This window comes from Micromonospora sp. R77 (assembly GCF_022747945.1).
In the GTDB taxonomy this organism is placed as follows: domain Bacteria; phylum Actinomycetota; class Actinomycetes; order Mycobacteriales; family Micromonosporaceae; genus Micromonospora.
Genome location: NZ_JALDST010000001.1, coordinates 1,140,095 through 1,152,672, shown reverse-complemented (window position 1 = coordinate 1,152,672; position 12,578 = coordinate 1,140,095). Strand labels below are relative to the sequence as shown.

Sequence of the window (12,578 nt, the reverse complement as noted above, 5' to 3'; positions counted from 1 at the left end):
CCGGGTCGGCGCTCGAAGAAAACGGGATTGGTACATGGCCGACCAGAATGTGCCACCACGTCGACCGCGGCCCGGCCGCGGCTGGGACGGACGCCAGCACCTCACCGCCGACGCGCCGTACGGCACCGAGGCGGGCCACGGCGGGTACGCCGGCAACACCGGCACGCTCCCCGCGCAGGGTCCACAGTGGGTGGGTCCGGACGGCTTCGGCCGGCAGGGGCAGCCGCAGCAGGCCGGCTACCCGCAGCCCGGTTACCCGCAGTCCGGCCCCGGGCTGCCCAACCTGGACGACGACGAGCCGGGCCGACGGGTCGGCCGGCGGCGGGCCCTCGCCGCGCTCGGTGGCACCGCCGCGGTGGTCGCCGGTGGCGCCGCCCTGGCGATGACCCCCCAGGTGCGTGGCCTCTTCGCCGACGCCCCGGTGACCGGTGACGCCACCGGCACCACGGTCACCGACGGCACCGCGGCCCGACCCAGCGGCCAGCAGCCCAGCACGGTACGCACCTACACCGAGCAGAACGAGAGCTACATGGGCTCCCGGGCCGGTGCGGCGCTGAAGAAGAACTCGCCGACCGGCGGGCGGATCTTCTCCGGCCCGGCCGCCGCGGCGGCGGAGACCCAGGTGACCGTCAAGACGGTGCTCGCCAAGGACCCGATCCGGCACCTGGCCAGCCGGGCCACCTTCGGTCCGACGCCCAAGGTGCTGGCCGACATCAAGCGGCTCGGCATCGACGCGTGGCTGCGCTGGCAGCTCGACCCGGAGAAGATCGCGCCGACCAAGGCCGAGCTGAAGCTCGCCGAGCTGCCCAGCCTCAAGCTCACCCCGCAGCAGCTGCGCGACCAGCGGGACCAGCTCAACGAGCGCGGTGTCCAGCCGGAGAAGGAGACGGTCGACGCCACGATCGCCCGGCAGATCTGGTCGGACCGGCAGCTGTTCGAGGTGATGGTCGACTTCTGGAACGACTTCCTGCACGTCGCCGCCGACTTCGACGGCGGCGAGGTCTACCGCAACTCGTTCGACCGGGACGTCATCCGCAAGCACGCGCTCGGCAGCTACCCGGAGATGCTGGTCGCCGCGAACAAGCACCCGGCGCTGCTGCTCTATCTGAACCAGGTGGACTCCCGCAAGGACGCGGTGAACGAGAACCTGGCCCGGGAGAACCTGGAGCTCTACTCGGTCGGCGTCGACGGCGGCTACACCGAGAAGGACGTCCGGCAGGCCGCGATGCTCCAGACCGGCCGCGGCGTCGCCGACGGGAAGTACATGTTCTTCCCCGAGCGGCACTACCTCGGCAAGGTGAAGATCCTCGGCTTCAGCCACCCGAACAACTCGGCCGACCCGAAGGTCGCCGACGCGACGATCGACCGGTACATCGCCTACATCGCGCTGCACCCGTCGACCGCCCAGTACGTGGCCCGCAGCCTCGCCACCCGGTTCGTCTCGGACACCCCGCCGAAGTCACTGGTGGACCGGCTGGCCAAGACGTACGCGGCGAACAAGGGTCTGATCAAGCCGCTGCTGATCACGCTGTTCAGCTCGTCGGAGTTCTGGGCCGCAGTGGGGCAGAAGGTACGCCGGCCGATGGAGTACCTGGTCGCCACGTACCGGGCCCTCGGGGTGGCGCCGGAGGCGTCGGCCGGGTTCACCGGCGACGACCGGCGCACCCCCTACCAGCAGGGGCTGCGGCAGATCCAGGACAAGATGCGCGAGCTGGGCCAGTACCCGATGGGCAAGCCCACCCCGGACGGCTACGCCGACGTCTACGTCGCCTGGACCTCGGCCGGCACCATGGTCGACGGCTGGAACGAGGCCGGCGACCTGCTCGGCGGCTGGCGCAAGCAGTTCACCTATCCCAAGCCGGAGAAGCTGGTGGCCCGGCCGCCGGCCACCGCCGGGGCGTACGTGGACGCGCTGGCGGTTCGGCTGGTGCACCAGAAGCTCAGCGCCAAGGAGAAGGCGCTGGTCCTGGGCGTCGCCGGGGTCTCAGCGACCACCAAGGTCGACGCCACCTTCAACGGGGCCATCGCCGCCGTCGCGCGGACGATCCTCGCTTCCCCCCAGCACCACCTCCGGTGAGGCATTCGATGGAGAATCCTGTGTACTCGTACCCCCTGCACCCCGAATGCCCGGACCTGCGGCGACTGGCCGACAACCCGGCCGAGGCGCTGCTGCGCGCGGAGGCCGACCTGGTGGCGGCGGAGAACGCCGCCGAGGCGGACCGCTACCGCCGGCTGGAGGAGCTGGAGGAGGCCCAGCAGGACGGGCGGGGCGTCACCCGGCGTACCTTCGTCGCCGGCGCGGCGGCGACCGCCACCGCGCTGGCCACCGCCCAGTTCGTCACCACCTCGGCCTCCTTCGCGGCGACCAAGACCGGCACCCTGATCCACGTCTTCCTCTACGGCGGGCTGGACGGGCTGAGCCTGGTCGCCCCGGACGGCGACCCGGTGCTGGCCAAGAGCCGCCCCGACCTGCTGCTCGGCAACGACTCGCTGGCCCTGGGCCGCGGCTTCAAGCTGACCAGCGCCTTCGCCCCGCTGGAGAAGTGGCTCAAGGCCGGCCAGCTGGGCTTCGTCCCGGCGGTCTCCGACCCGCGGCTGTCCCGCAGCCACTTCCAGGCCGCGGATGCCTGCAACCTGGGCGGCCTGCCCGGCGAGACCGGCGGCCGGGGCTGGCTGGACAGCCTGGTGGACACCCTCGGCAAGGGCACCGCCTTCCGCAGTGTCGGCATCGGCAGCACGCTGCCCCGCTCGCTGGTCGGCGTGAACGGCGCGATCTCCCTGAACAACGTCGGTGAGCTGCGGCTCAACGGCGACGACAAGTACCGGGCCGCCACCGAGAAGGCGATCCGGGGGCTCTTCACCGGGATCAACCACCCGGTCGAGGAGGCGGTCCTGGAGGGGATGGGCGCGCTGGCCACCGCGCAGAAGCTCGCCGCGAAGCCGTACCAGGCGGTGGCCGGGGTGAAGTACGAGGGCGTCGGCTCCGCCTTCCAGCAGCTCGCCCAGCTCATCAAGGGCGGCGCGAACGTCCGGGTCGCCACGGTCGGCATGGGCGGCTACGACACCCACGAGAACCAGGGCACCCAGGACGGCGGGAACCTGTGGCGCAAGCTCAACGAGCTGGCCACCGCGCTGGCCGCGTTCTTCACCGACCTCGGTGACCGGTCCGCGGACGTGACGGTCATGGTGACCAGCGAGTTCGGTCGCCGGGTCGCCTCCAACCGGGGCGGCACCGACCACGGGCACGGTGGGGTGGTCAGCATCCTGTCCGGGCGTAAGCTCGCCGGGTCCCTGCTCGGGACGTGGAACGGGTTGAACGATCTGGACTCGGGCGACGTACCTGAGTACAACAACATGTTCAACGTCTACGGGTCCGTCGCTCAGGGGCGGTTCGGCCTGACGACCGCGGAGGTGGACAAGGTGTTCCCGCGACAGAAGTACACCCCGATGAAGCTGTACGCGTGACGTACCAGGACATCACGGCCACCGGCCGTCGTACCGGGACGACCTCCCCGTACGGCGGCCGTTCGGCTGCCCCCGTACCCCCGCCGGGTCTGCCCCGGCGCGGGCCCGGCGGCCGGCGGGCCCTCGCCGCCCTGTTCTGGCTCGGCTTGGTGGCCGCGGTGCTGCCCTGGTGGCTCGACACCCCGGCCGGCTCGCTGAGCGGCACCACCGACCTGCTCACCGCCGCCGGCCGGATCACCGGCCTGGTCGCCGGCTACCTGCTGCTGGTGCAGGTGCTGATGATGAGCCGGGTCGGCGCGCTGGAACGCTGGGTCGGCGGGGAACGCCTCTCCCGGCTGCACCGTGACCTCGGCGCCACCCTGCTCGTCGCGGTGCTCGCCCACCTGTCGCTGATCGTGGTCGGCTATGCCGGGCTGGAGCGCAAGTCCCTGTTCGGCGAGGTCGGCTCGCTGCTCGGCAACTACGAGGACATGGTCTCCGCGTTCGTCGCCGCCGGCATCATGCTGGTGGTCGGGCTCACCGGCATCCGGGCGATCCGCACCGTGCTGCCCTACGAGCTCTGGTACCACCTGCACCTGACCAGCTATGCCGCCCTGCTGCTCGGCTTCGGCCACCAGTTCAGCAACGGCGCCCAGCTCTTCGAGCCCGGGCCGGTCCGCACCGGCTGGATCGCCGGCTACCTGCTGGTGCTGGCCGCGCTGGTCTGGGGGCGGGTGCTCGCGCCGCTGCACTTCAACCTGCGGCACCGGCTCCAGGTCGCCGACGTGGTGGCGGAGAGCCCGGACACCATCTCGATCTACCTGACCGGCCGGCGGCTCAACCAGATCGACATGCTGGGCGGGCAGTACTTCCGGTGGCGCTTCCTGAATGTCGGCGGCTGGTGGCAGTCGCACCCGTTCTCGCTCTCCGCCGCCGCCAACGGCCGCTGGCTGCGGCTGACCGTCAAGGTGGTCGGCACGCACACCGCCGACCTGCGTGACCTGCGGCCCGGCACCCGGGTCTGGGCGGAGGGCCCCTCCGGCACGTTCACCGCCGCGCACCGCACCCGGGAGCGCGCGCTGCTGATCGCCGGCGGCAGCGGTATCGCCCCGCTGCGGGCGATGCTGGAGGAGCTGCCGCCGGGCGCGGCCCTGATCTACCGCGCCCGGAACCCGGCCGACGTGCTCATGCACCAGGAGCTGGACTGGCTGGCGCAGGCCCGGCAGACCTCCGTCTGGTACGTGATCGGCTCCCGCAACGATCCCGGGCCCCGCCAGGTGATGAGCCCCGAAGGGCTGCGCCGGCTGGTGCCCGACGTGACCCGCCGCGACGTCTACCTGTGCGGACCGGCCGGCCTGGTCGACGAGGCGGTCCGGGCGCTGCGCCGCACCGGCGTGCCCCGCCGGCAGATCCACCTCGCCACCTTCGAGCTCTAGGAAAGGCACTGCTGCGCATGCGTCGCGCCGTCCTCGCGATCACCGGCCTGGCCGCCAGCACCACCGCCCTGGTGGTGCTCAAGGGCTCGCCCGGGGCCAGCCAGGTCGCCCAGGACCGCCCCGCCGCCCAGGCGCCGGCGGTGCCCGGGGGAGCGCTGCCGCCCACGCCGGGGCTCACCCCCACCCCGGGGGCGACCCGGTCCGCCGCCGCGCCCCGCCCGACCGCGTCGACCCGCCCCTCCGCGAGCCGGACCCCGGGCTCGCGGACCACCACCCGGGCGACGACGGCCGCACCGAGGGCCACCACCAGCGCACCGAAGCCCGCCACCCGCACGGTGACCGGCCCGACGGTGAGCTACAAGTACGGCTCGCTCTCCGTCCGGATCACCCTCGCCGGCACCCGGATCGTGGACGCGACGGCCATCGGCATGCCGCTCGGCGGCCAGTCCGGGCTGCGCAGCGACGACGTGCAGGCCCGCTACAGCGGCAGCTCCGGCGAGGTGGTGGCGAAGCAGAGCGCCAACCTGAACACCGTCTCCGGGGCCACCTACACCAGCACCGCCTACAAGCAGTCGCTCCAGGCCGCGATCGACAAGGCCTGACCGGGTGGGCGAGCCGGGTCCGTCCGCCCGTCCCGGCCTGCGCCGGGTCGAGCCCGTCATGGGTACGGCGATCAGCCTCGACCTGGCCGACGACCTGCCCGCCGCCACGCTGCGGGAGTTGGCCGACGACACCTTCGCCTGGCTGCACGAGGTCGACGCGCGGTTCAGCACCTATCGGGACGACAGCGAGGTGTGCCGCTTCGACCGGGGTGAGCTGCGGCTCGCCGACGCCTCCGCCGACCTGCGTACGGTGGTGGAGCGCTGCGCCGACCTCTGGGCCGCCACCGACGGCTTCTTCGACGCGTACGCCACCGGCCGGTTCGACCCGTCGGGCTACGTCAAGGGCTGGTCGGCGCAGGTCGCCTCGGACCGGCTCTGCGCGGCCGGGGCGGTCAACCACTGCCTGAACGCCGGCGGTGACGTCCGGGTACGCGGCCGGTCCGCGACCGGTGAGCCGTGGCGGATCGGCGTCCGGCACCCCTGGGACCCGGCGGCCACCTGTCTGGTGCTCACCGGCACCGACCTGGCGGTCGCCACCTCCGGCGTCTACGAGCGCGGCCACCACGTGGTGGATCCCCGCCGGGGCGTACCGGCCGAGGGCCTGCGCTCGGTCACCGTGGTCGGCGCGGACCTGGGCGTGGCCGACGCGTACGCCACCGCCGCCGTCGCGATGGGTGCGGCGGGCATCGGCTGGCTGGACCGCCTCCCCGGCCACCGGCACGCCGTGGTCACCGACGATGCCCGGCTCCTGTCCTCCCGCGACCTGCCGGTCACGGACTGACCCGCACCCGGCTCGCCGGGAGCGGCGCGGAGGTCAGCGGGCCCCTCGTGGGCTCGCTACGAACTTGATGGCAAAGATGAATCACCCCACCACCGGCCCCACCCCACCCGGCCCCCGCCGAGTTGATCATGGGGTTGGCGGCGGTGTGGATCTCCCTGAGTGCCGCCACGTCCATGATCACCGGCGCGGTGCGGGCGCCGGGCCGGCGCGGAAGGGGGAAGGGGCAAGGGGTCAGCGTGGGGGGCGGTAGGTGTTGGCGGGGCGGGAGAACGGGGGTCGGGGGCGGCCGGGGCGGGCGCCGAACGGACGGGTGCCGGCCCAGCGCCGGGGCCGGCGGTGGTGCCGGGGTGGTTCGGTGCCGTCGGTGTGCCGTGCCGCGTCGTCTCTGGACATCTCTACCCCCGCTCCGGGCGCCGATCGCGCCGTCACCGGTTCAACGAGGGCGGCACCGCCGGGGTCGCTGTCGTACTGCCGTCGTTCACCAGCCGCGCCGGGGCAGCGGAAGGTGGCCGGGGAGCAGGTCGGAGGTGAGCCGCACCCCGGCCCCGAGTAACGCGTCGATCAGCGCGTTCTGCACCAGGTACGAGTCGGGCAGCTGCCAGCGGGCCTGTTCCGGGGCGACCAGCCAGCGGACCGTCCCCTCGGGCAGCCGGGTCGGGGGCGCCGGGATCCACGAGCCGGGGCCGTGCCGGACCACGTGGAAGCAGTTCTCCAGCTCGGGGCGGAGCGGATCGCCGGGGCGGACCAGGAACATCCACCGCCCGGTGGGCGTGACCAGCACCGGCCCGCGTACGCCCGGCCCGGCCGGGTGGGTGGCCACGGCGTTCAGCACGCGCCGGCCGAGGTGGGCCGGGACCTCCAGCACGTCGAAGGCCCGCCCGGTGGGCAGCAGCACCCCGTGCGGCCGGCTGCGCCACCAGGTGGCCACCCGGGCCGGGTCGGTGCTGGCCGCGTGCTCCCAGTTCTCCAGCGCCGGATGACAGCCGACGGTGGGGCAGCCGGCCCGACCGCAGACGAAACGGCTGTTGGCCAGGCAGGCGCCCGGGGTGACCTGCCAGCCGTGTGCGGCGTAGCGCACCGCCACCCGACGCAGCCGGACCCGTTCCAGGGGCGACAGGTGAGTGACGCGCGGTACGACGTTCCCCCACATGTGTGCCATCTCCTCTCGTCGGGATCGATCGGTTCCCATGTCACACGTCGAGCGCCGTCACTGCCGTAACCCATGCTCGTTGAGCTGACGAACGGCTCATGCAACTTGCACGAAAAGTACGAGGACTGGCTGTACGGCTGACGCACAGACTGTGCGACCAGCGAAAACCTGAAGACCTACGGGCAGAGCCGGTCACCGACCCGGGGAGCGCGACCGGGTCGGGGAGGGGATGGACCATGGACGAGTTGCCCATAGGCCGACGCGTGGCGTACTGGCGCGGGCGGCGCAAGATGTCCCAGCAGGTCTTCGCCGACCGGCTCGGCAAGTCCAAGAGCTGGGTGGACAAGGTCGAGCGCGGGGTACGCCGGCTCGACAAGTTCTCCGTCCTCTACGAGATCGCCGACATCCTCCAGGTCGACGTGCAACTGCTGCTCGGCAAGGACCCGGAACGCCGTACCGACGCGTTGAACTGCATCGACCAGGTCGAGGTGCAGGAGATCCGGGCCGCGCTGGAGCGGTACGACTCGATGAGCGCCTACTTCGACGCCGCGCCGTACCCGCCCCCGCTGGCCGACATGCGCAAGGCGGTCAACCACGCCTGGCTCACCTACCAGTACGGCCGCTACGGCATGCTCACCCGCGCCCTGCCGAAGCTGCTGCGCGACGCCCAGGCCGGCGACGCCGGCTACGGCGGCGACCAGGCCCGGGAGGCGGCCCACCTGCTCGGGCAGGTCTATCAGATCGCCTCCTCGGTGCTGCGCAAGCTCGGCGAGTGCGACCTGGCCTGGCTGGCCGCCGACCGGTCGATGGCGGTCGCCCAGCGGGCCGACGACCAACTGCTGGCCGGCATCGCCACCACCCGGGTCTGCAACGCCCTGGTCGCCATGGGGCGGGCCCGGCCGGCCCTGGAACTCAACGTCAACATCGCCAACCGGCTCGCCCCCGGCGGCGACAACGACGCCTCCCCGGGCCGGCTCTCGGTCTACGGCATGCTGCTGCTGCAGGGCGCGATGGCCGCCGCCCGGATCGGTGACTCCGCCACGGTCGACGACCTGTTCACCGGCGCCCAGGAGGCAGCCGTCCTGCTCGGTGGCGACCAGAACCACTACTGGACGTCGTTCGGCCCGACCAACCTGGAGCTGCACCGGGCCGCCGCCGCGGTGGAGCTCGGTGACGGCGGGCGGGCGGTGGAGCTCCACCACCGGATCTCCGAACCGGCGTTCAACGCGCTGCTGCCGGAGCGGCGGGCCCACCACCTGCTCGACATCGCCCGCGGCTACGCCCAGCTCGGCGACGTCGCCAACGCGGGGGAGATGCTGCTGCGCGGCGACCGGCTCGCCCCGTCCGAGATCCGCTGCCGGCCGATCGCCCACGAGGTGATGTCGGACGTGCTCCGTCGCACACGGGGTGCGCCGCCTCCGCCCGTTGCGGAGTTGGCTGAGCACATGGGAGTCGGAGTATGAGCGCCCGGGTGCTCTATGTCATCGTCTGCGGTTCGCCGCTGGCGCGTCAGGTGGGTCGGCTCGTGGAGCTGGCCCAGCAGGACGACTGGGACGTCTGCGTAGTCACCACGCCGGACGGCGCGAAGTTCGTGGACCGGACGGCGCTGGCCCGGCAGACCGGCCACCCGGTCCGCAGCCACTACAAGAACCCGGGCGACCCGGACGTGCTGCCCCCGGCGGACGCGATGCTGGTCTGCCCGGCCACGTTCAACACGGTCAACAAGTGGGCCGCCGGCATCACCGACACCCTCGCCCTCGGGTTGCTGATCGAGGCGCAGGGCGCGGGGGTACCGATCGCGGCGGTGCCGTACACGAACGTGGCGATGGCCGCCCACCCGGTGTTCCGGGCGAGCCTGGCCCGGCTCCGGGAGTGGGGGGTGGCGGTGGTCTTCGGCGACCACGTCGTCCCGCTGCACCCGCCCGGCACCGGCGAACGCCACCTGGACGCCTTCCCCTGGTCGGCCGGCCTGGCGGCGCTGACCGGCCTGCGTCCCCCCGTCGTCCCCGTCGCCTGAGAGGTGGTGCGCAGGGGCCCCTCGTCGACGCGTCCGGGGCCCCTGCCGACCGCCAGCGGCGTGGCTCGCGGTCCGCGCCGGTAAGCTGGCCGGCCGTGAGGACAACCACAGCACCGCCCACGGTGGCCGACGTGGTGGCCCTGCTGGACCGCCGCTATCCGCCCGGCTGGGCGGAGGAGTGGGACCGGGTCGGCCTGGTGCTCGGCGACCCCGCCCTCCCGGTACGCCGGATCGCCTGCGTGGTCGACGTGGTGCCGGAGACGGTCGCCGAGGCGCTCGCCGCCGGAGTCGACATGATCGTCGCCCACCACCCGCTGCTGCTGCGCGGGGTCTCCTCGGTCGCCGCCACCACCTACAAGGGGCGGATCGTCCACCAGCTGATCAAGGCGGACGTGGCGCTGCACGTGGCCCACACCAACGCCGACGTGGCGAACCCGGGTGTCTCCGACGCCCTGGCCGCCCGGTTCGGGCTGACCGGGCTGCGCCCGCTGCACCGGCCCCGGCCCGGCTCGCCCGCCGACGGCGAGGGGCGGGGCATCGGCCGGATCGGCGAGCTGCCCACCCCGATGACGCTCGCGGAGCTGACCCGGCAGGCCGCCGCGGTGCTCCCCGTCACGGCCTGGGGAGTTCGCGCCGCCGGGGATCCCGGGCGTAGGGTTCGTACCCTCGCCGTGAGCGGTGGCTCGGGGGACGGCTTCCTCGCCGAGGCGACCGCCGCCGGGGTCGACGCGTTCCTCACCGCCGACCTGCGCCACCACCCCGCCGGCGAGCACCTCGCCGCCGGCGGCCCGGCCCTGCTGGACGCCGCCCACTGGGCGACCGAACGACCCTGGTTGGACGACCTGGCCGCCCACCTGAGGGACGCCCTGGGCGTCGAGACCGTGGTGTCCGACCTGGACACCGACCCGTGGACCGTGCACGCCGCCGCACCCCGTCCCGACGACAAGGAGCCCCGCCCGTGAAGGCTGACCCGAAGGTCCAGCGCCGCCTGCTCGACCTCCAGGCGATCGACACCGCCCTCGCCCAGCTGGCTCACCGCCGCCGGACGCTGCCCGAGCGGGCCGAGCTGGAGGCCCTCGCGCGGGAACTCTCCGCGCTGGAGGACGAGCGGGTCCGCGCTCAGGTGGCCGTCGACGACCTGGACCGGGACATCACCCGGATGGAGAAGGACGTCGAGCAGGTCCGGGCGCGCAAGAGCAAGGACGAGAACCGCCTGGCCGGCGGCGGCATCCCGGCGCGGGAGCAGGAGGCGCTCCAGCACGAGCTGGCCTCGCTGAACCGCCGGCAGAGCGACCTGGAGGACGCCGAGCTGGAGCTGATGGAGCAGCGGGAGACCGCGCAGGGCGTGCTCGACGGGGTCGAGCGGCGGATCGCCGAGGCCCGGGAGCGGCGCGCCGCCACCGAGCAGCGCCGGGACGACAGCCTCGCCGAGATCGCCCGCGAGGAGGAGTTCAAGCGCTCCGCCCGCCAGCCGCTCGCCGGTGACCTCCCGACCGACCTGGTCGGCCTCTACGAAAAGATCCGCGAGGACACCGGGCTCGGCGCGGCGCTGCTCACCGGGGCCCGCTGCGGCGGTTGCCGGCTGGAGCTCTCCGGCGCGGACCTGGCCCGGATCCGCAAGGCCGCCCCGGACGACGTGGTCCGCTGCGAGGAGTGCCGGCGGATCATGGTGCGTACCAACGAGTCGGGCCTGTAGCCGCCGTGGCGGTGCGCGCGGTCGTCATCGAGGCCGACGGCGGGTCCCGGGGCAATCCCGGTCCCGCCGGCTTCGGCGCGGTGGTCCGGGACTCCGCGACCGGCGAGGTGCTCGCCGAACGCTCCGAGTCGATCGGCACCGCCACCAACAACGTCGCCGAGTACCGGGGCCTGATCGCCGGGCTGGAGGCCGCCGCCGAGCTGGGCGCGGTCGAGGTCGAGGCGCGGATGGACTCCAAACTGGTGGTCGAGCAGATGTGCGGCCGCTGGCAGATCAAGCACCCCGGCCTGCGCCCGCTGGCCGCGCAGGCGGCCGGCCTGGTCGGCCGGTTCGCCAACGTGCGGTTCAGCTGGATCCCCCGGGAGCGCAACACGCACGCCGACGCGCTGGCCAACGCCGCGATGGACGCCGCCGCCGGGAAGACCCCGGCCCGGGCCGTCGTCGCGTCACCCCGGATCGTGGAGCCGCCGCGCGAGGTGGCCGGCCCCGACTCGGCCGCCCGCGCCGCGGCCCGCGAGGTGGCCGCCCGGGCAGCCACCGGCCGCGCCACCGGCACCGACCCGGCCACCACGCCGGCCTCCTGGGAGCCCCGCCCGACGGAGGAGGCCACCCGGCTGATCCTGGTCCGGCACGGCGAGACCGAGCGGACCGTGCAGAAGCGTTACTCCGGCCGCGGCGACGTGCCGCTGACCGACCGGGGCCGGGCCCAGGCCCGGGCCTCCGCCGCCCGGGTGGCCGCGCTCGCGCCGTCCGTCGCGGCCGTGGTCAGTTCCCCGCTGTCCCGGTGTACGGCGACAGCCGAGGCGATCGCCGCGGTCGTCGGCAACCCGCCGGTGCGCCCCGACGACGACCTGATCGAGTGCGACTTCGGGGTCTGGGAGGGGCGCACCTTCGCCGAGGTGCGGGACGGTTGGGCGGGTGAGCTGGACGCCTGGCTCGCCTCCACCCGGGTCGCCCCGCCGGAGGGGGAGTCGTTCGTCGCCGTCGCCGAGCGGACCGGCCGCGCGATCGACCGCCTGCGTACGACGTACCCCGGGGAGACCGTCGTGGTGGTCTCCCACGTCTCGCCGATCAAGCTGATCCTGCGCGACGCCCTCGCCGCCGGTGACGCCTTCCTCCACCGCCTCTACCTCGACACCGCCGGCATCTCCCTGCTCGACCTCTACCCCGACGGCGGCGTAGCGGTCCGCCTGGTCAACGACACCGCCCACCTCACCACCCTCTGACGGGCTCCCTCCTCCCTCCGCCCCTCCCCCCTCCCCCCTCCCCCCTCCCTCTGCCCCGCACTTTCACGGAAAGAGTGGCCATTCCGCCGAGAATGGCCACTCTTTCCGTGTATTCGCGCCCGAAGGAGGGAGGGGGTGGAGGGGAGGGGACGGGGGGTGGGGCCGTTCGGCGCAGGTGGGGGGCCGTTCGGCGCATCGGCGTCGATGCATTGAACGTGATGGGGGT

12 protein-coding genes are annotated in these 12,578 nt (G+C 73.6%); 10 read left to right on the top strand and 2 right to left on the bottom strand.

Annotated features, from left to right (window positions below; all coding sequences use genetic code 11):
- The first annotated feature begins 34 nt into the window (after window positions 1–34).
- From MRQ36_RS05075 to MRQ36_RS05055, 5 genes are read left to right on the top strand one after another with little or no spacing between them, the layout of a single operon-like run.
- Window positions 35–2,077 (top strand): DUF1800 domain-containing protein, encoded by a 2,043-nt coding sequence (locus tag MRQ36_RS05075; RefSeq protein WP_242793244.1) that lies wholly within the window; start codon window positions 35–37, stop codon window positions 2,075–2,077.
- Between the two features lie 8 nt (window positions 2,078–2,085).
- Window positions 2,086–3,465 carry a DUF1501 domain-containing protein gene (locus tag MRQ36_RS05070; RefSeq protein WP_242793243.1) on the top strand — a complete coding sequence of 460 codons (1,380 nt, stop codon included), beginning with the start codon at window positions 2,086–2,088 and terminating at the stop codon, window positions 3,463–3,465.
- On the top strand, window positions 3,462–4,880 hold the full coding sequence (locus MRQ36_RS05065) for a ferric reductase-like transmembrane domain-containing protein (RefSeq protein WP_242793242.1): 1,419 nt from the start codon (window positions 3,462–3,464) through the stop codon (window positions 4,878–4,880). The genes MRQ36_RS05070 and MRQ36_RS05065 overlap by 4 nt, the downstream gene beginning before the upstream one ends.
- Window positions 4,881–4,897: 17 nt before the next feature.
- A complete protein-coding gene (locus MRQ36_RS05060) occupies window positions 4,898–5,482 on the top strand; it encodes an FMN-binding protein (RefSeq protein WP_242793241.1) in 585 nt (194 codons plus the stop codon).
- Window positions 5,483–5,540: 58 nt separating this feature from the next.
- Window positions 5,541–6,263 carry an FAD:protein FMN transferase gene (locus tag MRQ36_RS05055; RefSeq protein WP_242793239.1) on the top strand — a complete coding sequence of 241 codons (723 nt, stop codon included), beginning with the start codon at window positions 5,541–5,543 and terminating at the stop codon, window positions 6,261–6,263.
- A 231-nt stretch (window positions 6,264–6,494) separates the two neighbouring features.
- On the opposite strand, the gene MRQ36_RS05050 is transcribed toward MRQ36_RS05055, so the two are convergent.
- On the bottom strand, window positions 6,495–6,656 hold the full coding sequence (locus tag MRQ36_RS05050) for a hypothetical protein (protein WP_242793237.1): 162 nt from the start codon (window positions 6,654–6,656) through the stop codon (window positions 6,495–6,497).
- A gap of 85 nt (window positions 6,657–6,741) precedes the next feature.
- Complete coding sequence (locus MRQ36_RS05045) at window positions 6,742–7,422, bottom strand: bifunctional DNA primase/polymerase (protein ID WP_242793235.1); 681 nt, start codon at window positions 7,420–7,422, stop codon at window positions 6,742–6,744.
- 227 nt (window positions 7,423–7,649) lie between these two features.
- On the opposite strand from MRQ36_RS05045, the gene MRQ36_RS05040 reads away from it, so the two are divergent.
- The 5 genes from MRQ36_RS05040 to MRQ36_RS05020 all read left to right on the top strand — a co-directional run bounded on the left by MRQ36_RS05040 (window position 7,650) and on the right by MRQ36_RS05020 (window position 12,352).
- Window positions 7,650–8,876 carry a helix-turn-helix domain-containing protein gene (locus tag MRQ36_RS05040; protein WP_242793232.1) on the top strand — a complete coding sequence of 409 codons (1,227 nt, stop codon included), beginning with the start codon at window positions 7,650–7,652 and terminating at the stop codon, window positions 8,874–8,876.
- Window positions 8,873–9,430, top strand: a complete 558-nt coding sequence (locus MRQ36_RS05035; RefSeq protein ID WP_242793231.1) for a flavoprotein — start codon at window positions 8,873–8,875, stop codon at window positions 9,428–9,430. Before MRQ36_RS05040 ends, MRQ36_RS05035 begins: the two co-directional genes overlap by 4 nt.
- Before the next feature lie 95 nt (window positions 9,431–9,525).
- Complete coding sequence (locus MRQ36_RS05030) at window positions 9,526–10,392, top strand: Nif3-like dinuclear metal center hexameric protein (protein WP_242793230.1); 867 nt, start codon at window positions 9,526–9,528, stop codon at window positions 10,390–10,392.
- The gene (locus tag MRQ36_RS05025) at window positions 10,389–11,126 is read left to right on the top strand and encodes a zinc ribbon domain-containing protein (protein WP_242793219.1); all 738 of its coding nucleotides are present in this window, start codon (window positions 10,389–10,391) and stop codon (window positions 11,124–11,126) included. Before MRQ36_RS05030 ends, MRQ36_RS05025 begins: the two co-directional genes overlap by 4 nt.
- 5 nt (window positions 11,127–11,131) lie before the next feature.
- Window positions 11,132–12,352 (top strand): bifunctional RNase H/acid phosphatase, encoded by a 1,221-nt coding sequence (locus MRQ36_RS05020; RefSeq protein WP_242793217.1) that lies wholly within the window; start codon window positions 11,132–11,134, stop codon window positions 12,350–12,352.
- Window positions 12,353–12,578 lie beyond the last annotated feature (226 nt).